The following is a 24,135-nucleotide window of genomic DNA, read 5'->3' on the forward strand; positions in this document are numbered from 1 at the left end:
ATAGCCTTGCATAAATCACAATATGATTAAAGACGTTTACTTCTTCTAACAAAGGAAATAGAAGTAGTGTAGTACCTGTAAAGTCCAAAGGGTATTATCTCATTCAAGCATTCCTATCAATAGAATAGGATTGTGTAGTTATTCTCTAATACGAGGAGGAAATTATTCATGGCTAACAAAAAAACAAATTACCGTAAACTTTCTGTTGGTGCTGCTTCAGCTGCCCTAGTTGCCACAGCAGTCGTACCTACTGCTCTAGCAACAGACGTGAAAACAGCTGCAACAGACTTTTCTGATGTAACTGCAGCACACACTCACTACGCTGCTATAATGCAAGCTGTTGAACGTGGTCTATTTGATGGTTACAAAGATGGGACTTTCAAACCTGAAAATTCAATTGACCGTAAAGGGGTAGTAAAATCTCTGGCTAAATATGTAGTTGCCCAATCTGACTACAAAAATTTCGAAGAATATATAACTGCCAACAAATTAGTAGACAAAGTAAAACCATTTAATGACGTACCTGCAACACATGGCGATGCAGAATTATATAATGCATCTTTAATCGTGAAAGATTCAGGAATATTCCGAGGCAGCAATAACAATTTAATGCCAGCTAACAATATTACTCGTCAGCAAATGGCCCAAGTACTAGTGAACGGGTTTGATTTAAAAGATCTTGCCGGAGTGGAGTCAAAAGTAACGGACAATTCTAAAGCACAAGCACAATATATAAAATACATCAATATTTTGTCGGAAAATGGTGTTACAGAAGTTACCGCGTTCAATCCAACTGGTGATGTAAAACGTGGGCAAATGGCTTCGTTCTTAAATCGTTCATTTGATGTAGCTCATCCAGACGTTGTGGATCCGACTCCTGAAGTTGTTTCCGTAAGTACGGATAACTTAAAACAGTTTTCTATTGCTTTTAACTCCAAAGTAGATAAAGCGACTGCTGAAGATATTGCAAATTATTCTCTAATGGATGTAACAACTGGTGCTACTGCAGATCTAACGAACGGTTCTGTAGAATTACAATCTGATGGAAAAACTGTAGTCGTAACATTAGGTACGGAGGCTCGCCAACAAGACGAAGTGAAAGTAATCGTTGAAAATATAGTCAATGAAAAAAATGTTGCTATTAAAAAATTCGAAGAAAATGTTACATTCTTTGATAGAGTCGCACCGACAGTTGAGACACTTCGTACAGTTGGTCCCCGTTCAGTAGAGGTTAACTTCTCTGAACCGTTAAAAGTTGCACCAACTGTTAAATTAGATAATGGGTCTATCTCTACAGCTGCTACAATTGATCCTTCTAATCGATCTAGAGCAGTAGTAGAATTTGGAATCGCACCTTCAGAAGGTGCACATTCACTTGAAATAGAGGGTGGCCAAGATTATGCAGCATATAAAGTAGCTAGAATTAGTAAAGAGTTTAACTATGCTGTGGATACAACAGTACCAACAGTTGCAATTGATAAAGCTACACCAGAACGAGTTACTTTTAAATTCTCTAAACCAGTTAAAGTGACAAACTCTGGTAACATTTCGCTCTATCATACTGTTAATAACAGTACTAATTACGTAGGATCTGGTCTTACTGCTGTAAATCCAGTCAATGGATTTGCGGATACATTTACAGTAAACTTTGCAACACCTCTTCCAGAAGGCACATCGAAGCTATTCTTAAATTCAAAAGAAAATGCTTTAGAGGATGCTTGGGGTAACGATGTTGCATCTAGCGAATTATCAGCAATGGTAGTTTTAGATAAAACATCTCCTACAGTGACAAATGTAGATGCTTCAACTGATAAGAAATTTGCAATTACTTTCTCTGAAGAAGTAAATGAAGCAACTGCCAAATTAGCAGCAAACTATGCTTTAACAGATTCAGCAGGTAAAGCTGTCTCCCTTACCGGAGCTAATTTCGTTTACGACAATGCGAAAAAGACAGTAACTGTTACTTTACCGACAAGCTTAAAACCTGGGTCTTATAAATTAGTAGTGAAGAATATAGAAGATATATCTTATGCTAAAAATAAGTTAACATCTCAAACACTTGATGTTGTTATACCGGACTCAACAGCGTGGGATGTCCAAAGTGCAGTTAAAAGTGGAAATAATATTCGCGTAACATTTAACGAACCCATGAGCTCAGAAGGGTTGACCAATCTTTCTAATTATAGTTTACGTAATAATGGGGCACTTGTTAATACCCCAGCCGGAACATCAATAGTTGTCATCAATAATTCAACAATTGAGATTCGCTTACCTGCTGGAAATACAGTTATCGATAGTATTGACGGGGTACGTGTTAGTGGGGCACTTAAAGATGCTGCAGGTAATGTATACAGTAATACGGATTACATCTTAGAGCCGGTAACGACAGATTCTTTAGGTGACATATCACTAGTAAAAGATTCTGCTATAGTACCTACAGCTAATACGGTTCAGTTCCAATTAAACCAGGAGCTACAAGGTTCATTGAATCCAACAATGTTTACTGTAGCAAATCCATCACCTACTGGAACATTTACATTTGGTGGAGCCTCTTATGTAAATAACAATGGAAAAGCAACTGTAACATTAACACTTGCAGCAAACAGTACAACATCGTCATTTGCACCAAACCAAGTATTAGATGTTGTAGCTACAGCTGGTGCATTGACTAATACATTTGGAACACCAAACTCCGCATTTACTATTTCCGTTAAAGATGGTATTGCTCCAAGTGTGGAAAAAGGTAATGATGGAAAATTATTAATTGCTAATAATACAGCAACCGGTAATGTTTCTGATTTTACCATTGACTTCAATGAAAACCTATCCGCATCCACTGCTCTTTGGGCAAGTGATTTAGTAATCACGGATGTAAATGGTGAGAGGTTAAAAGCTGGAGATGACTATACGGTAACTACATCTGCAAACGATGATATCGCTACGGTTGCTTTAGTAAATAGATACGCGACATACACTGGAGTCCTATCTGTTGCTTCTGTAACGAATCCGGCATATATCCGAGACGTAGCAGGCAATACTGCAAACGCATTTGCAACTACAACCCTAACGATCGAATAGTTTGAATACGAATATATTGTAAAAGATAGATAGGAAAGCCCTGTGGAGATAACTCTACAGGGCTTTTCTTGTTTGACTTTAATAATGCTCTTACTTATTCCTTGCAACATCTGGTTAGTTATTTTGTGGAATCAGAAAGAAGTACCTCTTGATTGTTCCAACCTTCCTGAATATCTCTATTTACAAATTAAGTGTTCGAACATTCTCCAAAACAATTACCCATAATTGAGCGCATCTCAATAATAAATACATTCCAACCAAAGAAATCCAAAAAGTTAAGGAAAGGGATGCCTTCCCTTAGTTCAAAGCCCTTTCTTATTCTTCCACCATTGCGTGTATGGTACGAAAGTATACCAAGAGATTATACGAAAGTGGAATACTGAAAATTCAAAAACTATACATTTGAGGGAGGCTCAACTGTCCTAGGCTGTATATACTGAAGTTAGTTCCAAAGCAAGTTGATCAAGTTGAACTTTAAAGGAGGCAGTGAATGACGTAGATAGACGTACTAAAATCCAAAATTGAATACCAAGAAAAAAGTGGCATTATAATCATTTTATCTATTACCATTACAACAGGCTGGGGAACCGAAAATGCAATGAGAGACTTAGCCAAAGAATTCACTTAGGTGGTAAAACCACTTTAAACAAAATTAAAACACTCGAAGTAAAATTACTTTCAGACTACGAAATGGTACATGGAACCAAGTCTACCTTCTCAAAAGTAATATAAACTTCGGAACAAGCATAAAAATGGAAAGTTCAAGAACAAGTAATAACAAAAAAACTAAAACTAATTGGAGGAAATATAAAATGAGTCTTAAAAAGAAACTAGCAATGGGTATTTTAACTGGAGGATTAGCAGTAAGTATGATCGGTGGAGGAACTTATGCTTATTTCAATGATGTTGAAGTAAACAACAGCAGTTTCGCTGCGGGTACGTTGGATATTAACGTTAAAGGTAATGACAAAGATAATGCCATTATTAATGTAACCAATATAAAACCAGGCGATTGGATGCTTCGTACATTTAAATTAAATAACACAGGCAGCCTAGATGTATCCAAAGTATTACTAACTTCAAAATATACCGTTGCTGATGCAAAAGGGAATAATGCTGGCGCAGATTTTGGTGATCATATTAAGGTTAAATTCCTTGCAAATAACGACAAACTGTCTCCAGTTATTTGGGAAACTACTTTAAGTGAATTATCTAAAACAGACGTTGTTAACAATAAAAATTTATTTGATTTGATTGGAGAAAAAGACGGATTAAAAGCAGGTAACTCCGATACGCTTACAGTTCTGTTTGAGTTCGTTGACAATGGTCAAGATCAAAACGTTTTCCAAGGGGATTCTCTACAACTTGAATGGACGTTCGATGCAAAACAAACAGCAGGAACATTAAGATAATTCGAACCTTGGGAGGAGAGCCCTTCTCCTCCCTTATTTAATTTTACGAATCCATAGCTTCTAATTCTTATATATATTTCTCAACATATAACCTAATTTTGTGTTTTGAGGAATATATTTAAGGAAATCCAGCAAAAAGGTTAGAAAGGTGGAATCGGATTGAAAAGTAAACGTAGGCGCAGATACAAGAGAAAGAAATATGATTTTATCTTAATTTCAAAAATTGCACTCATTTGTTACTTGGCTATCTTTGGCCTCGGTTATTTAACGTCTGACACTTCCGCATACCTCAGCAGCCAGTCGGAGGTATCCCAGACTATCACTGCCGGTATATGGGAAGTTCCTGAAATTCTGGTTAATGCATGCGGCGAAGAATACACAATTGATGAAGTAACGGGAGACGAAATCTTGGTAAACCCAAAAGACAGTGATGAAAATCCTACTGAAGCAAACGAAGATGATCTTGACTGTGAGGCTAAAGATGAAATACCTGAAGAAATAATTGATTTGGATCCTGCAGAAGAGTTATTATGCGAGAGTAAAGATGGCACTATTATAGGTGATGAAAACGACGGGGATTCTGCTTCAAGTGAGAAAGTCAAAGCTGACTGCGAGAATAAAGATGATAAGTCTAATGAAGAAATTGATAAGGATAAAGTAGTAGAAGATGTAGAAACAATTGAACCGATTAATGAGAAACAAAATGAATTAGAAAATGGAAACAATGAAGAGAATAAAGAAAACACTAACAAAGTAGATTCGGTTAATAGCAAAGAGGGTGAAAGTACAAAACAGCCGAGTGATATTACCCCGACAGATAAAGACACTACAACAGATAACGCAACGGATAGTAATAGCACCAAAAACAAAAATACTGAGATAAACGATGCTGTAAAACCAGAAACAAACATAGAGAAAGTAGAGGGGGATACAAATGAGATATAAAAAGGTAACAAAAAAAGAAAAAACAATGAAGTGGATTAATAACATAGTCTCCGGAATATTAATGATCTTGTTAATAAGTGTAGCTACCGTAGTTGTTATATCGAAAGCCTCCGGTGGAGAACCACAACTTTTCGGTTATCAGATTAAGACAGTTCTGTCTGGGTCGATGGAGCCAGATATTCAAACTGGTTCAATCATCGGTGTAAAGTTGGCTGAAGAAAAAAATAACTTCAAAAAAGGCGACGTAATTACATTTCAAGAAGAAAAGATTTTAATTACTCACCGTATTACAGAGGTAGTTGAAAGTGGAGACTCTATACTTTACCGGACAAAAGGGGATAATAACAACGCGGAGGATATGAATCCAGTTATTTCCGATAATGTAGTAGCACAATACACTGGTTTCACAGTGCCTTACGTCGGATACTTCGTTAATTTTTCTCAGTCTAAAAATGGAGCATTACTACTATTAATACCAGGGTTCCTGTTACTTATCTATTCTGCATATACAATTTGGACAGTGTTATCTGTCATTGAATTACGCCCGAAAAAGCCAGTAGAAGTAGTAGGAGAAGATGGAGGGAATACCCCATCTTGACCTAATGGAAAGAGAATGTAAGGAGGCATTGCCATGATTAAATTCTTTCGGTTATCCGCGTTTTTTCTTATCATTAGCGTGATCTGTTTCTATCCCGTAACGAGTGTATTTGCAGATGATGAAGATGACAAGGCTGAGAATGATGTAGCTATTAGCCTTTCGCCAAACGAAAAATTATTTGATATTACGAATATGAAGCCTGGTGATTGGGCACCGCGGACTCTTACAGTGCGAAACTCTGGAGACGCAGATTTTGTCTATCAGATGCAGTTGCAAAACAGTGGAGAAAAAAAACTCTTCAATGAGCTAATGGTGGAAATTAAATCTGGCGATATAGAATTGTATCAAGGGAAATTGGCAGAACTTAAATCGTTACCAGAGAGAAAACTAATAAGTGGATCAGAAGAAAATTTAGATATCACTATCCGCTTTCCAGAGCATCTTGGAAATGAGTTTCAAGGACTAAGCTCGGCTTTTGTTTTCACCTTTACGGCGGAAGGAAAAGATAATACAATTGTCCAAGCAATGACAAAAGGACAAGTTGCCAGCGTTAGTACAACACCATCTGGGTTAAGTCAACCTTCCATATCGACAAATATATTCAATTTCATTTTAGTTGGTACTTTACTTGTGGTAGGTGGTATTGTGTTTGTGGTCATCAGATATTACAGACGGATTAGATTAGCTCAATAGACACTGTGGGGTCATAAAAGTCCAAACCTAGTTTAGGGACTTAAGAAAGCTACTAAGACATGGACTAACATGTCTTGGCAGCTTTTTTGATTTCTTTATTAGAGGGTTATTAGCTCTTAAACTAGAATATAGTTATCAGTAAGATAATTTTTATTAGGGAGGAAGAGAATTGAAAAGAGTAATGAAGAAACTCAGTTTATTTTTTGTACTGGCGCTTTTAGTGCAGCTTGTAGCATTTCCAGGCCTATCATTTGCGGCTGAAAAAGATACAGAAGCGCCAACTTGGGCAAATCCAGTGAATTATTTAGCACTGGGAGATTCGTTAGCTACTGGTGTTACACCGGAAAACAAACTAGGAAATGGCTATCCGGATTATATTGCAGAGGCTTTGAAATCTACCAATGCATTAACTACATTTAACAAAGGGTTTACTTTACCAGGTTATACAACTTCGGATGTTTTAAAGGATATCCAAGCAAATGTGACCAAACCTGTTGTTGGTACTGGCAATAAAGGAGATAGCGCTGAGTTGCATAAGTCTATAGCAGCAGCAAATATAATTACTATTAGTGCAGGAGCGAATGATATACTCCCTTATTTCAAAGTAGATGCGACTAATAGTGCGACAGAGGCTCCAAGTGTAGATTTGGCTAAAATTACCGCTGCTCTCAAACAGGTTAACGTTAATTACAGCCAAATATTAAAAGCCATTTACTCGATAAACCCAAATGTTCAGGTATATGTAATGGGATACTATAATCCATTTCCACACCTGGATAAAAAATACCAAGTACAAATCGCTCAGTTAATGGGTGGACTAAATGGAGCGATTCAATCAAGCCTAGCAGGCACAACTGGACATTTTGTTCCTACTGCTGAAAAAATCGCAGAAAATTACCCTGCAAATCTACCAAACAACCAAAATATCCATCTAAGTGAAGCGGGTTATAAAGTAGTTGCAGATTTGTTCCATCAAAAACTAGTAGAAACTTTTCCATGGATTTCGAAGGATGTATTAAATGTAGCAGTTTCAAACAAAACAACTGCCACACTGACTTGGAAAACTGCTTCGGACAATACAGGCATAACTGGTTATGCTATTTATATTGGCAAAGAAAAAGTAGGTCAAGTAACAGGAGACACACACACGTATAAAATGGAAGGTCTAGAAGAAAATAAGGCTTACACATTTACAGTAATAGCATTAGATGCTGCGGGCAATACAAGTACTGTGAATCCTTCTAGCACGATTACTACAGGGGTAACACCCAAAGCTTTCCCAGATATCCAACAACATTGGGCTAAAGATTATATTACACAGGCAGTGGCTGCTGGAATAGTAAAGGGCTATCCAGACGGTACATTTAAGCCAGAAAATAAGATTACTCGTGCACAAGCAGCTTCTATTATAGTAAACGCATTAAAACTAAAAACAGACAAAGCAGCGCCATTCAAAGACATTGATATTTTCGCTGCAGAAACACAAGCGGAGATTGCAGCTGCTTATCAATATGGAATTATAAAAGGAAGCAACGGGAAGTTCCGCCCAACCGAATATGTCACTCGAGCGCAGTTGGCACTTATGCTGAAAAGAACGGTAGAATCGGTTACAGGTAACCCATATACGGCAGCAATCCCAGCACCATTTACAGATATTACCCACTACGATGATGAAACAAAAGCAGCCATATCCATGCTGGCTACATTTAAAATCGTAAATGGTTCTGAAGGTAAATTTATGCCAGAAGATACTGCAAAACGAGGGCAAGCTGCTAAAATTCTGATGAATTCATTAACATACTTAAAATAGTATATTATACTCAAGCGGCTCTATATTGAGCCGCTTATTTAATTTTTCTTATCCCCCCCACATAATCTCCCGAAGTATGCTAACAATTCTAAAAATAGAATCCCTACTCCTATTTAATTGTTATATACTAGGAGTGGGGGAAACTATTAACAATTAATTTCGTCTAATTTTTGACTTGATGTTCATAAAAAAGGGGGATGTTTATAGATGAAAAAACAAAATAAGTTTCTAACGAGTTCAATAGCTATATCTTTAGTAGCAACAGCAGTTGCACCTACAGCTCTAGCAGCAAGTTTCTCAGATACTACTGGTAATACACATGAAAAAGCGATTTTTGCATTAGTAGAAGCTGGTGTTATTAGTGGCTATCCAGATGGTTCGTTCAAGCCGACGAAAACATTGACACGCTCTGATGTTGTGAAGTTGATTGGAAAATACTTAGTAGCTGAGGGGTTTGTTGTACCTGAAGACTATAAGTCTAAATCTCGTTTTACAGATATAGCGAAAACTAACGTAAATGATGAATTATTACAATATGCAGCATTGATCAAGGATAATGGAGTGTACTGGGGAACAGAAGATAAACTCCTTGCTCATCAAAATATGACTCGTGAAGATATGGCAATCGCTTTAGTTAGACTGATGAACCTCGGAGAAAATGAGAATTTTGAAGATTATGTAGCGAAGCAAGTATTTAAAGGGGATGTAAAGGACTTGGCAAACGCTAAAGTAGCTGCTCGTCCTTATATTACTGTACTTGACTACTTTGATATTACAAATCCTACATTGGACAAGTTTAACCCTAAAAGCACAACAACGAGAGGACAATTTGCAACTTTCCTTCAACGAGTAATTGAGTTAAATGGCGTATCGATTAAAACTTTTGAAGCGACGGGTGCCCAAGCATTAACAGTAACTTTCAATAAAGTTATAGATTCATCGGCAAAAATTACTGTCAAAAAAGGAACCTCAGTCGTAGGAATCACAAATGTAGAATTTGCAAAAGATAATAAGTCTGCAAAGCTTATCCTATCTGATAGATTAACTGCAGGTACATATGATGTATCAGTTACTGGAATATCAGATACAAGCTTATCTATGTCAACTTCCGTGAAAGAGGAGAAAGTAACTTCTATTGAGTTTCCCAAAAATGCAGCTGTTCCAAATACTGCAGGAAACAAGGTGCGAATACCGTATAAAGTAGTAAACCAATACGGGGAAGATATGACAGCATATACTCAAGGATTAGTGGTAAATACAGATGTGACTGGAGCAGGTAGCAATGTTGCTGTAAAGCCAGCTGAAGGTTTTATAGAAATTTCAAAAGCGACAGAATCTTCTACTTTTAAACTGGGAGATAATATTTCCATTACTTTATTAGATACAAAGACTTCTACATCTTCTTCTAAAGTGGTAAAAGTATCTGAACTATCTAAGGTAGCTGAAGTGAGCATTAAAAATGTGTATAACGATTTAGATCCAAGCCTTACACTAAATCCTGATGCTACATACGAAGATTTTCATCTAGTCCTTAAAGCAATAGATCAATATGGCTTAGAAGTACCATTTCAAGATATCGCGAAAGACGTTAGCGTAAGTATATCGGATACATCAATTGTGGACGTAAACAAAAGTGCAACCACACCTACTTTTTCACAATTAATAATAGAAGGTCAAAAACAAACAGTGTTGGAGCTTAAACAGCCAAAAACGAAGAAAGCTGGTAAAGCAACTATTTCCATCAACTCAAAATCTACCGGAAAAACGGCAAAATATGAAGTGGTCGTTGCGGAAGGCGAGAAGGCAGATACAATTTTGCTACGCAACCCAAAATTAGTTGTTGCAGATGAAAAGACAGAAGTACCTTTCGAAGTTCGAGGTATAGATGGAAAAGAAATTACAAATGCGGTAACTTTGAATAATGCTAATGGATTGAAAATAACGACTAGTGATCCTAAATTGAAAGCAACGATAGAAGCTGATCCATCAACAGGTAAAGCAAAACTAATGCTTACTGATTCATCTACAGCAAATACAGATCGCCAAGTTTTAATATCTGCAACAACAGCAACATTGAAATCTGCAACACTTTTAGTAACTGTTAAAGCAAAAGCAGAAGCAAGTAAAGTTGTCGCAACAAAAGACGTTGAAACAAATCTATTAGTTGGTGGGTCACTTTCGTTGAACAAAGATTCCATTATTGTACTAGATCAGTATGATCGTGAGATTGTACTGGATGATTCCAAACTTGCAATGGCTGAAACAACAGCAAACGCTGGTAAATACTTTGTTTTAGTATCTGCAATGGATGACAAAGTAACAGTCTCAGCAAATAAAACTATCACCGCTAAAAACGACGTGACAATTACCGGTAATAAAAAAGGAGCAGATACGTTAAAGCTTTCTTTACTAAAAGTTGATACAAAAGGGAAAGCCCAAACGATTGAGTCAAGTGCCTATGAAATGAACCTCAAAGTAATAGATAAAGCGAATATCATTGCTTATGAGATGAAAAGAATTGAGCAAATATATGATAACCCAGCAAGGTTAAACGTAGAAAACTATGCAACTGAGTTGATAATTTATGGGATTACACCAGATGGCAACAAACTGATTGTGCCTAAAGCGGAGTATACTGTTATCACGGGGCATAATGACCTTATCTATAATGAAACAAATGGGAAAATTTCCGTTCGTGGAATGAAAGATATTATAGACAAAGATGATCAAACAGTTCTAGTGAAAGTAATAGTAAACGCTAATCTTAAGCCAGTTACACTAGACCAAGAAATCCTAATAACAAAAACCGAGCCACTTGCAAACAGTATCAAGCTTCAATCATCTAATGGTCTGACAGTTGGAGACCAAGTCTTAAAGGTCCCGGCAACAACAGCAACGGTAAATATTGCATCAGCAGATTTACGAGCAGTACTGAAAATCACTGACCAATATGGAGAAGATATTTCTAAAACAGCAGCAAGCCGCATCAAACTAACGGTAACAAATCTAGTAAACGCTGATGCGGACAACGTAGTACCAAGCGTAATAGGTAATGGAACCAACAATCTATCATTTAAAGACGTAGAAACAGGAGACTCATTCTACTTAACTTATGTCGTAGATGGCAACATACTAACAACTCAAGTACTAGTAGGTCAATAAAACAAAAAATCCTCTCATCTATTGAGAGGATTTTCTTATTCACTTTAAATATATCTAATAAGCCGCCATATAAAAACAAGTAACTAACACATGGCACCATCCAATCACCACTAAACCTCATCCAACCCTCATATAACCTTCAAGCAACTAACACAAAAAAAGCGCCCACCAGTTTTTCAAGGGCGCTCACAGAAAAAGTCTAAACTTTAATATTTCTAATTTTACTTGTTATATACGTCCAAAATGTAACGAGTCCATATGCGGTAATAATCGACACAATTGGAAAGACAAGCAGTCCATATCTTGGAATGGTTAAGAAAATATTTGAAAAGAATATATATATTAAAAGTAAAGTGCTCAGGTAAACAAGAGGTTTATGTTTTCTCAATAAAATAGCAGATAAGAAACCAATCGCTACGACGAACATATTTTGAAACTTGAAAAAGCCGAGCCAAAATGCGGAAAACACGCCATTATAAGGTCCTAGTCCATCAGGGTTTCCTAAACTATCGAAAAATAACCATAAAGTTTTACCAACCGTAAACCAGCTCAACCAGAGTGGGAGATCTGTTTCGAACCCTTCAATAATTCGTTGTTTCCCAAATTCAGAATCAGATAATCCCGCCTCTATGGATTGTTGAACAAGCACGTCCTGAGGGATTAAGTAAAATGGGTTAGCTCCACCTAGAAGGGGACCACCTGAATGCGAAGAAAACAGATAATGTTCCCCGAACACGATTAAATTTCTGACGACCCAAGGCATCATGACGACAACGGGTCCGATCACCCAAATAAAACCTATTTTCACACCTTCTTTAAATCCTTTATGACCAACAACGATGAACCAAGCGAACAACAACATGGGAGCTGGCGTTGCACGGAACATTAATAGAAGTGATGCAACGATTCCAAATAAGATATGATAGCGGTATTTATCTTTCGCTAATGCAAATAAGAACAACCAAATCGTCAGAAGGAATAAAAAGATTGCGGGAATTTCAGTAAGGGCGGTTCTGAAATAATGTAGCGGACCGATATGTGTCATATAGAAAATACTAGCAAGGATTGCTACCCATTTATGTTTGAATAATCGCATCGAAATCGAATAGATTAGGATGACAATACCCAAATTCAACAGCATATTTGACATTCGATAAACCATAATATGATTCGTATTAAGTAAGTCTGCTATTTTGAATAATACGGTTAAATAAAGTGGATGGCCGTATGTTACATAGGCATTAGAGCCTTCAATATTATAGCCGTAAACTCCATCATTAATGAGTTGCCAAGCCATTTTCGCATAAAGTGACCCGTCTCTTGACCCGTACATCGAAATCGCTTCTCCAAATCGCTCCGGTTCGTTAAACAATGTTCCGGGGTGCATGATTAAGAAAAAGAGATTTACGATCAAATATATAAATAATATACCAATAAATACAATGTGATTCTTAATGAATTTCACGTGAATTGTTCACCTCTAACTATTTAGCTACAAGATATACTCCAAAAATAATAATAGCCATTCCACCCCATTGAGTTAGGGAAATTGTTTCCTTGAAAATGAAAAGTGCAAAGATTGCACCGAAAATATAACCAATACTTTGACTTGGATACGCAACGCTAAGTGGCAACTTACTTAAAATAACGAGCCAAATACCTGTCGCAATAACATACAGCGTAGCTCCACCGATGAATAGAGGGGATAAGATGACTCCGATGAGGGTTGAAACGTTCCATTGTTCAATTCCTGTTACAGCCAGTTTCCATAAGATTTGCCCCGTTACGAGGAGAGAAATATTTATTAATAACAATAGATAAACCATGTCTTATTCCTTCTCTTCTAATTTTTTTTTCAATATCGCTTGTTCCTGCGTTAACGTCGTTAACTCTTTGTTTAGTTTAGATACTCTTCTAGTTAAATCGAAAATAAGTAGAAGGGAAAACAATAAACCAAATAGAAATAATAGAGAAGGTGCGTAAAAGATGCCAATATAGTCGCTTAACTTATTGATGAAATTCACATTAAGTGTAAGAAACCCCATTGCAACACACGTAACAATCCATAAGAGAGAATACTTCGTCTCCAGAATTCCTCTTCGAACCGACTCGATGATGATAAAAAATAAGAAGAGAACGATTAAAAATGAAAGTAAGCTAATATTCATATTAGTTCTCCTTAATTAATTTTTGCATAATAATGGAAAGTGTCACTTTGAACATATAATAGAGTGACTTAATGGGTGTAATAGATGACACGCCGCCTTGACGGGCATGCATATTAACCGTTTTTTCAATAATCACCATTTTTTTTCGTCGTAAATAAATAATGACTTCTGGCTCTGGATAATCACGTGGATAATCATAAGCAAATAAGGCAATAACCTTCTTATTCATGGCACGGTATCCAGAAGTTGCGTCTGTAAATTTTTGACCCGTTAACAAAAAGATGAGGTATTGAAAGTAATAGATACCAAATCTTCGTGCTAAACTTCCTTCGTATGCGGTCTTTTCCACAAAACGGGATCCGATACACATGTCGCAATCACCTGCAAGAACTGGTCTTACAATCGATGCCAAATCCTCTTCGTTATGTTGTCCATCTGCGTCGAATTGAACAGCGACATCATAACCAAACTCATGCGCATATCTAAAACCAGTTTGAACTGCACCACCGATACCTAGATTATTTATAAGATCTAACAAAATAATGTCCGGATGCGATCTCACAATTTCGGCAGTTCGATCTCTAGAACCGTCATTGATCACACATATATCCACAGAACTATGGGTCGTTCTTAATTTCTGTAGTTTATTAATTGTATTTTCAATCGCTTCCTCTTCATTAAAAGCAGGAACGATGATTAAAACAGTCGAATCTCCACTATGAGTATTCAACGGAAAGCCCCTTTCATTACAAATACTAGTATTCAAATCAATACTCCTGATAATAACATAGTTTATACAACTCAATCAAATCCATCATCCACACTTTAAATGCGAACTAATTAATGAGACACAAGTAATTTCACATATTTCTTCAATATTTCCTCGACGCCTTGACGTAAGTCAGGTCGTTCTAAAGCAAAGGCAATAGTCGTATCGATAAAACCTAGCTGTTCACCTATATCGTAGCGCTTACCTTCAAAGTTATAGGCGTAGACAGGTTCATTTCTATTCAATCGCTCAATTGCGTCCGTTAACTGGATCTCGCCACCAGCACCAATTTTTTGATCCTCTAGTAGAGAGAAAATAGCTGGTGTTAAAATATATCTTCCGACAATCCCAAATTGAGAAGGAGCATCTACTTGTTTTGGCTTTTCGACAAATTGACGAACCATCATTAAACGCTCGTCCGTACTAATCGGGTCTATAATACCGTATCGATGAACGTCCTCCAAAGGCACTTTTTGTACACCAATCACACTACTTTGTACCTTATCAAAATGATTGATAAGTTGTGCTAGACAAGGAACTTCACTGGAAACAATGTCATCTCCAAGTAAAACAGCGAATGGCTCATCTCCTATAAATTTACGTGCACACCATATAGCATGTCCAAGCCCAAGTGGTTCTTTTTGGCGAATATAATGGATATCGACATTGGAAGGCGCTTGTACTTTATTTAACAGATCATATTTTTCATGCTCTAATAGGTTTGCCTCTAGTTCAAATGCATTATCAAAGTGGTCTTCAATCGCACGTTTATGCTTTCCTGTGACGATAATGATATCTTCAATACCAGATGCAATAGCTTCCTCTACTATATATTGAATAGTTGGCTTATCTACAATTGGTAGCATTTCTTTTGGCATAGCCTTTGTAGCAGGAAGGAATCGTGTACCAAGACCTGCCGCTGGAATAATAGCTTTTCTTATAGAACCCATTGTATACACTCCTCTATTTATTTAACTTTATAACAATGATGTCACCCTTGACTCGAATCGAATCTGGATGAGGCCATGTTGGCATCTCTTCAAACCATTCACTATCTTGAATTGTGTTTTTTTCTAGTTCGCTTGCTAAGTGGAATGATTCACCAAACTCGTTGGCGAACAAATACTGGTAATGGTATGGCTGTGCTAAAATTGTTTCCCCAATAACGCCCGTCATAGATGGTAATTTGTCAGGAATTGTTGAGGAACCCAACTCGGACTTCAAATAATATGTACCAAATATCGCAAGCTTCGTGACATTTTCATAACCATCCGTTTGTTCCATACGGTCCAATACTCGGTTCGCATAGGAAATGGACTTTTCATACTTTAAAGTGGTATTAAAATAGGAAATGTTGGCGATTAGTCCAAAGTTAAAAACGGTTAATCCGAGTACAATAACTGTAGACCAAGCTATCCCTTGTCCAAATCTTTTTTCACTAATCATTTGGTCATAAAACAAAATTGGGAGTATATAAAAACTAACAAGTCCCATTACCATTAGCATATGGTATTCCACACCAGGCGACACGAAATACATACAATAGGAAAGTACTGGCATCATTACGAAAACGCCAACTACAAGTACAATATGTCCAATTGATAGTTTACGTAAAGCCCCTATTAAACCTGCAATAGTTATAAATACCAACACGATATTCAAAACATCCATGAAAGTCATTGGTATATCTGCCTGGAAGCCTCCAAAGAAAAAGTTCAGCATGGAATCCTTAATAGCGACAAAAGCCGATAACAAGTTCAAGGAACCAGCCCCGATTTCACTCAATCCTTGATAATCAGTAATCTCCCCAGCAAAATAGGTTTGATAGGTTTTAAATGTAATAGCATAAAGAATCATGCCGATACCAATTGTCCATACATAGCTAGTCCACTTATAAACCATTACTTTTATCTTTCTATTCCCAAATAATAGATCTTGCAACCATACTAAAGCGATTAATGTTAGTGCAAATGGTAAATTTGCCTGATAAATGCCGACAGATAAATAAAAGATTAAAGCTCCCGCTATAAAGCCATATTTAAATTTCTGTGTCACTAAAACAGCTAATGCAGCGAGCAAGAATCCCATCATGTATCCATCGGCCGTGAACATATAAGAAAAGGTGGAAGCGACCGTTGGGAAACTTACGACCAAGCCGGCTGTTAACCAAATGGACAAGGTTTTCCGAAGCTTTAAAATCTCTACAATCAGCACGACTGTAATTGCTAAATAGAAAATAGACATTACTCCGATGACAAACGGTAGATCAAAGAATGAACTAATCCCACTAAAAGGACCGAGGAAAAAGCGTCCTAATTTAAATTTCAATTGTGTATTATGAATATTAATAAGTCCATCATGGTTAGGTAAATAATTGACAAATGCGTATAAATGAATCAAAAAGCCAATAACAACACTGGCCATAAATGCAGACTTCCACTCTGGGCGAAGCCACGTCTTGAATTTTTCTAAAATTTGTTCTGGCATACAAGTACTCCTTTTATTTATATTAATCCCTTCAAATTATAGCATAGCTCCATAGTTGAAATGTAGTCGAGTAGCAAGAGGGTTTATTGGTATAATAGATGAGACGCAATAACGTGTAGCATAAGCACTTTTAGAAAATACTAATTTATAGGAGAGAGAGATTTAATAATGAAACATATCATTACGTTCGTACTTGTCTTATCTTTCTTTTGGGCAATAGATCAACAAGAAGTAGTAGCTGAAACTGATCAGCCCAAGATAGGAGTTCTGTTTCATGGCCCAAGTAATACATATACAAAGACTAAAAAATGGAGTCTCTCCAATGACAAGGCTGAGAAACTCTATCAGCTCTATCAATCTCAAGATTTTCAAGTTTCCAAAATTACTGAAAATGAATTAAAAAGTTTAAGTGAGTTGCGCAAATATGACGCGATAGTATTCCCATATACGGTCATGATGAATGTAACAGAGCGTGAAAATGTGAAATTATACGTGCAAGATGGGGGAGGGGCTATCTTTGCTTTTGGAACTGCCCGCAATGAGTCTGCTCATATGGATACAGTTCTCATAAATGATAAAACTCCACTTATCTATGATACATTAACGTGGATATGGGAGTGGGACAACCTTACGGAAGTATTTGCATCGCGTTTTATAGATGATGTTCAGTTAACCAACTTCACAGTGAACAATACATCGAACAAACATCCTATTTTAACGAACTCATATAAAGAACTTGGCAAAACAAATTTCTCCTTTACCAATACGAGACTTGCTGGGGATTGGGTGGAAGTGATAGAACCTTGGAATAATGCCATTTCACCACTACTAACTTATACAAATTATTCCGCAACTGACAAACCAGGTACTGTAAAAAAAGGCACAACAGGTGCTGCTTATGCAGTAGAACATGGCAAAGGTAGAATGGTGTATATAGGATTTAAAATGTATGACCACATAACAGCTGGGAAATTGCAGAGCTGGGACAAGACAACCGGCGACAAGGAAGGGCAAGTATTCTTAAAGCATTCCCTAAACTGGGTTGCCGAGCCACACACAACGGAAGTAAAACGAAAATATAATGTCTCACTAACGCAAAGTAATGTATCAGCTTATCAAAGAGCAAGTGACTTTGTTGTGTATAGTACAGTTTCAGTAGAAAACAAAGGCAATGTTCCAGCGCGGGGCACTCTTCACGTAGACGTGTTAGATTCCAATGACAAGCTTATTGCAACGACCTCAAAAATGTATTTACCTGGATTATCTCCGGACAAATCTAGTTATCGGTTACGCAATGAAAAGTTTCAACTTTCTTTACCTAAAAAACTAACAAATGGAACGTATACGATTAAAGCTATATTTACCGAAGGAAGAAAGGATAGAACTGGAATTGCTCAGCAAATTCCGGTAGTAGCTTCAACAAAAATATTTAAAAAAGTATCCTCTTCCAACTATGCGGTTATCGGCGAGGTACCATTCTTTCCAGATGTCAGTAAGTCAAATGCAGCATATCAAGATATGCTATCTCTTTATCAACTTGGAGTGATCAAAGGCTCCAAAGGTAAATTCTATCCAACTGGGACACTTTCACGTGTGCAAGCAACAGAAATGATTTTACGATCTCTTGGCATTAATGCATCTGGATCTGCGACAATGAGCGTCACAGATATGAAAAAAGGAGATTATGGTTATTCAGTACTTGCAACTGGCGTTCGATACGGCATTATTGAACCGCAAAATGGAAAGATCAATGCCTTCCAACCGATGAAACGGGACGTTATGGCAAAAGCAATCGTAAAAGGATTTAAGCTACAAGGCATAAACGACTATAACTTTAAAGACATAAGTCCAACTCATCCATACTATAAAGAGATTACTACATTATATACAAGAGGAATTACCACCGGTTTCACAGTAGATAATACGTACCGACCAAATGACACGGTAACCCGACAGCAATTCGCATCCTTTATCAACCGAGCATTGCACTAATAATTACGGAAAAGAATCGATCTAATCGGTTCTTTTTTTCTTGGGAAAATAAGATAGTACGAAAACAAATTTCCATCAAGATATACTTTTAATCGTACTGCAAAATAATGGTTAAATCTCAAATTTTTCTTTTATAAGACTTGAATTTTCACAAAAAGTTTAACAACTTTCTTTTTGATAAACAGAAAAGCCGAACATATGGATGTTCGGCTTTTCAACAATTAATATATTCTTTTCTGAGCTCTGTCTAAGAAATCTTTGGATGGAGTTGAATAAGTAATATACCCACTCATATTTGTAACCCAGTAACCTCCACCAACATCGTACTGTCCACCGTTATCACTACTATATCCATAGACTCTATAAAACTCGCCCGGATTTAGTATACGTTCATAAGTAAGTTTACCATTTGCATCCTTTTTCCAGAGATTTATCGGTTTCAGAATATCGAGTCCACCTACTTGGTTTCTATTAAACTCAATGCCTCTCCATTCCATATAACCATTTCTATACTCAATGTGTGTATCCATCTTAGTAATATAGTGGTTATCACCTACATTATATTGTCCACCATATAAATTGTCGTAACCATAAACTCTATATAACTCATTTTCTTTTAATACTCTAACGTATTCTAATTCGTCTCCCACACGTTTCCATAGATTAATTGGTTGGTCAATTTTAATCCAACCTACTTGTCCGACATTAAGTGTGCCTTTATGCCAATCTATTGGCAATGTTGGAAGTTGAGAATCCATTGTACCATTTAAAAAAGGCATAGGATCAACAGCAGAATTACTAGCTCTACCTCCAGGATGTACCTCAAAATGAAGATGCTGTCCTGTCGAATTTCCTGTAGTTCCCATTAAACCAAGTTGTTGACCTTTACTAACACTTTGACCAACTGCAACATTTAGACCAGGACGCATATGTCCATATAAAGTATCAATAATTTTACCATTGAAATTATGACGAATTATAACATAATTCCCCAATGTACTACTGCATTCATTTGAAACATTAGCACATCCATCAAAAACTTTTGTCACTGTTCCCGCAGTAGAAGCATATATAGGAACAATTCCATTTGCAGCGATATCAACACCAGCATGCAGCCTACCCCATCGAGGACCGTAGAAACTTGAGTATCCACCTTCAGCTGGCTTCATAAATATTGTGGATGCTGCCTCTGCTTTCATTGATGTGTTGAAGTTGAAAACGGAAGTTAAAATTACTAAACATACGAAATACTTGATTTTCTTCAAGATTATTCCTCCTAATTTGAAATCTCTCAAAGATTATCATAATACAAAAATAAATAAAATAGAGTAACTGGAAAAGGGTGCCAAAGAATTAAATGTCGAATAATGAAAAAGAACTAATATTGTTTACTATTGATTCTTTATGATTACTTATTAATAACCAAAAGACTTACTAAGGTTTCAATCTTAGATTATCCACGATAGATATGTATTAACTAGGATAGAAACAATTCATAATCAATAAACAGTCCCATTTCGAACAATAGTTGTTCAAAAGTAGGACTGTTATTTTCAACTTTGTTTCTCAAATATTTTCGTTAAATAGATTTCTGTTATCTGTATATGATTATGTCCCAAAGAACGAGAGTCTCACCGCCCAATATGAGAACCACATTCAAAATCCCCAGACCAACCAATTCAGAGATGAAAACCTGTTTATAAATTAACCAAAATGCCTGCAAACTCTCAAAAAATCTAGCAGCTTAAAAGATTATCTATATCCCAAGGAATTGGAATCTTTCCCTAATACCTAACATATGGTGAAAGGTATAGGAAATTTAGCAGTCCCTCGATGCGACGACTATAGATTAATAGGAGGCTAGTTTATGAAAGAAAACAGGAAGTTAAAACAACAAACGTTTAAAGTAGCGTTGGCAATGGCTGTAGCAACTGGATCACTTGTTACATTATCACCACTGAGTGCTTCTGCAGATGTGAAGGAAAAAGCTTTTTCAGATGTACAAGCATCTCACCATTTCCATGAAGCCGTAAAGAATTTAACAGCGAGAGGAATAATTACTGGTTATGAAGATGGCACGTTTAGACCCTTCGAAAATATTAGCAGAGCACATGCGGCTAAAATAATGGCACTTGCTTTAGAATTAGATACAAAAAATGTGAAAAATCCGGGCTTCAAAGATTTGGGTACAAGCCATCCAAACTATGGGGCGATTGCTGCGCTTGTAGAGGTTGGCGTTTTAAAGGGTTATGAAAATGATACATTTAAACCAGATGGTCATTTAACGCGAGCTCAAATGGCTAAGATGCTAGTAGAAGGTTTTAAGATTAAAGAAGAGAAGTATAGTAACTTACCGTTTGATGATGTGAAAAACAATGAATGGCATGCGAATTATATTCAAACTTTATTTTCTCATGAAATTACAACTGGTAAGACGGTAAACAAGTATGATCCAAATGCATATGTCTCACGTGGACAAGTTGCTTCCTTTATCTACCGAACAGAACTTACGAAAAAATCAGAAGCTATTATAATACAAAATATCTCCAATAATGAGCTAACAGCTTCAGGTGGAAAGTACGTTATTCCGAGAAGCTTTGCGAACATCTTAAGTGAATCCAATTTAGCCTTATTAAAAGGTTCACATATAAAATATACAGTGAAAGGCAAAGAAATAGAAAATGTTAGCCACATTGAAACGCAAGCAAGTGGAACAGCTAAAAACTACCTCGTGCTTGATGGGAAAGGCGATAAATTTAGTGGAGAACTATCAACTAACAGCAGTTTCATCACGATTAAAAATATTACATTAGCATCACTTTATATAAAGCAGGGAACGACAGCAGTGACGGTAGATGCTACGGTCGAAAAACTAAAAGTCCATTCCATAAATACACAAGTCACCCTCGGCACAAATGCTAAAATCGGTGACCTCCTAATACCAACTGGAACACAAGCAAAAGATATCATTGTAAACTTTGACAAGGTAAAAGGAAATATAGAAAAGATTAATGGAGTAGCTAATCCGGATGCTAAACCAGTGACACCACCATCGTCTGGTGGAGGTGGAAATGGAGGAGGTAACACCAATCCGTTCCCACCAAAACCAGAGGATAAAAACTTTGAATTATCCATAATGCACTTCAATGACACGCATGCCCACCTGGAAAATGCAGCAAAACGAGTGACTGCGGTGAATGAAGTGCGTACTGCTAAACCGAATTCATTGCTATTGGATGCCGGAGATGTTTTTTCAGGAACTCTCTATTTTAACGAATTTAAAGGGCTAGCAGACTTAGAGTTTATGAATTTAATGAAAGTGGATGCTATGACCTTTGGGAATCATGAGTTTGACCTTGGTTCATCTCCAGAAGGTCACAAAGCATTAGTAGATTTCATAAAAGCGGCAAACTTCCCTTTTGTATCTGCAAACATTGACTTCTCAAAAGACAATCTATTTACAGGTTTGTTTAATACGAAAATTGCTGAAAAACCTGAGAAATCCAACATTTATTCAGGAATTGTAAAAGTAGTGAACGGTGAAAAAGTAGGGATTTTTGGTTTAACGACCGCTGATACTAAAGACATTTCAAGTCCAGGGGATATCACATTCTCTAACTATATTAACGATGCAAAAAAGATGGTTTCAGAGTTTGAAAAAATAGGCGTAAACAAAATTGTTGCCATCACACATATTGGCTATGACGACAATCCAGCAGTGGATAATGATCTGGAACTAGCTAAAGCAGTCAAGGGTATTGATGTAATCGTAGGAGGACATAGCCATACAACATTGGCAGCTCCTGTTCTGATAAATGTGAATGATGAGCCAACAGTTATAGTTCAGTCTGGCCAATACGCGGAAAACTTAGGAACACTCGATGTAACGTTTGATAAAAAAGGAATTATTGTAGGTCATGCAGGTAAATTAATAAAAATTGCTGATAAAGTAGATAATCCAGAAGCTGCCGCGTTACTTAAGAAATACTCAGATAGAATTGCAGAAATATCAGACGAAGAAACTGGTGCAATCGCTGTAAATGCGTTAGAAAATCTACGAACAGATAGTAATAGCGTTCGTCGTAATGAAACACCATTAGGAAACCTAATCACGGACGGCATGCTTAATAAAGCAAAGGTGTACAACAAAAATGTAGTGATGGCATTCCAAAATGGTGGGGGAATTAGATCAGCGATTGATCAGGGACCTATTACAGTAGGTGAAGTAATTACTGTGCTTCCATTCGGAAATACATTAGCAACGATGGATCTAACTGGGAAAGAAATAAAAGAAACGTTTGAAATTAGCTTCAAAGAACTACCTCGGGAAAATGGAGGATTCCTTCATGTATCCGGTGCAAAAGTAGAGTATGACTCCTCTAAACCAATTGGCCAACGAGTAGTATCCATCGCTTATAAAAATGCAGATGGAACTTATACGGAAATACAAGATGGCCAACAATACACCATTGCAACTAACGCATTCACTGCGAAAGGTGGAGACGGCTATACGGTGTTAGCAAAAGCCTACGCAGAAGGTAGAGTAACAGATCTAGGCCTATCTGATTGGGAAAATTTACGAGACCATCTTGTAAGTTTAGGAAACGTTGATCCAAAAGTTGAAGGACGCATTGTCGACGTGAAGGATGAAGAGCCAGATAATGAATTCCCTGGAGGCGCTATCCCTGCTAGAGAATTCTCTGGTACACCTGAATCACCGAAAGTTTATAATGGCGACGTAACAGTTTCAGTTGCAGATGTTACATTCCTAGGAAATGTAATTATTAAAGGGAATTTAATAATTACAGGAACTCCTACTAATAAGCTGACCCTCTCTAATATTGCGGTTAAAGGCAATTTGGACCTTTCAGGGCTAAACGGAGAGTATTTTGACTTCAACGGTATCATTGTGGATGGAGACACTATTCTTTAATACGAATCACAAAGTTTTCTATTAGTTATTGAAGGCTTTGTGACTCATCAGCATATTAACTTCACTAAAAATCCCTATCTAAAAGGAG

General features: G+C 36.9%; 16 protein-coding genes. 9 read left to right on the forward strand and 7 right to left on the reverse strand.

All coding sequences use genetic code 11. The features are described from left to right. Nucleotides 1-168: 168 nt before the first annotated feature. The 7 genes from MHI47_RS03570 (at nucleotide 169) to MHI47_RS03600 (ending at nucleotide 11,698) form a co-directional block, all read left to right on the forward strand. Nucleotides 169-3,078, forward strand: a complete 2,910-nt coding sequence (locus MHI47_RS03570; protein ID WP_340829538.1) for an S-layer homology domain-containing protein — start codon at nucleotides 169-171, stop codon at nucleotides 3,076-3,078. Between the two features lie 812 nt (nucleotides 3,079-3,890). After that, nucleotides 3,891-4,490, forward strand: coding sequence for a TasA family protein (locus tag MHI47_RS03575; protein ID WP_340829539.1), 600 nt, complete (start codon nucleotides 3,891-3,893; stop codon nucleotides 4,488-4,490). 159 nt (nucleotides 4,491-4,649) lie between these two features. Beyond that, nucleotides 4,650-5,435 carry a SipW-dependent-type signal peptide-containing protein gene (locus MHI47_RS03580; protein WP_340829542.1) on the forward strand — a complete coding sequence of 262 codons (786 nt, stop codon included), beginning with the start codon at nucleotides 4,650-4,652 and terminating at the stop codon, nucleotides 5,433-5,435. Beyond that, on the forward strand, nucleotides 5,425-6,033 hold the full coding sequence (sipW, locus tag MHI47_RS03585) for a signal peptidase I SipW (protein WP_340829544.1): 609 nt from the start codon (nucleotides 5,425-5,427) through the stop codon (nucleotides 6,031-6,033). Before MHI47_RS03580 ends, sipW begins: the two co-directional genes overlap by 11 nt. 33 nt (nucleotides 6,034-6,066) lie before the next feature. Then, on the forward strand, nucleotides 6,067-6,726 hold the full coding sequence (locus tag MHI47_RS03590) for a hypothetical protein (RefSeq protein ID WP_340829546.1): 660 nt from the start codon (nucleotides 6,067-6,069) through the stop codon (nucleotides 6,724-6,726). Between the two features lie 169 nt (nucleotides 6,727-6,895). Further along, nucleotides 6,896-8,536, forward strand: a complete 1,641-nt coding sequence (locus MHI47_RS03595; protein ID WP_340829550.1) for an S-layer homology domain-containing protein — start codon at nucleotides 6,896-6,898, stop codon at nucleotides 8,534-8,536. A gap of 207 nt (nucleotides 8,537-8,743) precedes the next feature. Further along, on the forward strand, nucleotides 8,744-11,698 hold the full coding sequence (locus tag MHI47_RS03600) for an S-layer homology domain-containing protein (protein ID WP_340829552.1): 2,955 nt from the start codon (nucleotides 8,744-8,746) through the stop codon (nucleotides 11,696-11,698). Between the two features lie 199 nt (nucleotides 11,699-11,897). Here the strand turns inward: MHI47_RS03600 and MHI47_RS03605 are convergent, their stop codons facing one another. The 6 genes from MHI47_RS03605 to MHI47_RS03630 all read right to left on the reverse strand — a co-directional run bounded on the left by MHI47_RS03605 (nucleotide 11,898) and on the right by MHI47_RS03630 (nucleotide 17,122). Further along, nucleotides 11,898-13,163, reverse strand: a complete 1,266-nt coding sequence (locus MHI47_RS03605) for an ArnT family glycosyltransferase (protein WP_340829554.1) — start codon at nucleotides 13,161-13,163, stop codon at nucleotides 11,898-11,900. A 19-nt stretch (nucleotides 13,164-13,182) separates the two neighbouring features. Continuing rightward, nucleotides 13,183-13,524, reverse strand: a complete 342-nt coding sequence (locus tag MHI47_RS03610) for an EamA family transporter (RefSeq protein WP_340768349.1) — start codon at nucleotides 13,522-13,524, stop codon at nucleotides 13,183-13,185. Between the two features lie 3 nt (nucleotides 13,525-13,527). Next, a complete protein-coding gene (locus tag MHI47_RS03615) occupies nucleotides 13,528-13,866 on the reverse strand; it encodes a DUF2304 domain-containing protein (protein ID WP_340768350.1) in 339 nt (112 codons plus the stop codon). 1 nt (nucleotide 13,867) lies between these two features. Next, a complete protein-coding gene (locus tag MHI47_RS03620) occupies nucleotides 13,868-14,596 on the reverse strand; it encodes a glycosyltransferase family 2 protein (RefSeq protein ID WP_340768351.1) in 729 nt (242 codons plus the stop codon). A 110-nt stretch (nucleotides 14,597-14,706) separates the two neighbouring features. After that, nucleotides 14,707-15,585 carry a UTP--glucose-1-phosphate uridylyltransferase GalU gene (gene galU / locus MHI47_RS03625; protein WP_340829557.1) on the reverse strand — a complete coding sequence of 293 codons (879 nt, stop codon included), beginning with the start codon at nucleotides 15,583-15,585 and terminating at the stop codon, nucleotides 14,707-14,709. A gap of 13 nt (nucleotides 15,586-15,598) precedes the next feature. Then, on the reverse strand, nucleotides 15,599-17,122 hold the full coding sequence (locus tag MHI47_RS03630; protein WP_340829559.1) for a glucosyltransferase domain-containing protein: 1,524 nt from the start codon (nucleotides 17,120-17,122) through the stop codon (nucleotides 15,599-15,601). A gap of 168 nt (nucleotides 17,123-17,290) precedes the next feature. Between MHI47_RS03630 and MHI47_RS03635 the strand changes: the two genes are divergently transcribed. Then, nucleotides 17,291-19,114 carry an S-layer homology domain-containing protein gene (locus MHI47_RS03635; RefSeq protein ID WP_340829561.1) on the forward strand — a complete coding sequence of 608 codons (1,824 nt, stop codon included), beginning with the start codon at nucleotides 17,291-17,293 and terminating at the stop codon, nucleotides 19,112-19,114. Nucleotides 19,115-19,335: 221 nt separating this feature from the next. Here the strand turns inward: MHI47_RS03635 and MHI47_RS03640 are convergent, their stop codons facing one another. Continuing rightward, complete coding sequence (locus tag MHI47_RS03640) at nucleotides 19,336-20,379, reverse strand: M23 family metallopeptidase (protein ID WP_340829563.1); 1,044 nt, start codon at nucleotides 20,377-20,379, stop codon at nucleotides 19,336-19,338. A 602-nt stretch (nucleotides 20,380-20,981) separates the two neighbouring features. Here MHI47_RS03640 and MHI47_RS03645 point away from each other — a divergent pair. Continuing rightward, on the forward strand, nucleotides 20,982-24,047 hold the full coding sequence (locus MHI47_RS03645) for a 5'-nucleotidase C-terminal domain-containing protein (protein ID WP_340829567.1): 3,066 nt from the start codon (nucleotides 20,982-20,984) through the stop codon (nucleotides 24,045-24,047). Nucleotides 24,048-24,135: the final 88 nt, after the last annotated feature.

Origin of the sequence: Psychrobacillus sp. FSL H8-0487 (assembly GCF_038008385.1) — a bacterium.
GTDB classification, from domain to species: Bacteria; Bacillota; Bacilli; order Bacillales_A; family Planococcaceae; genus Psychrobacillus; species Psychrobacillus psychrotolerans.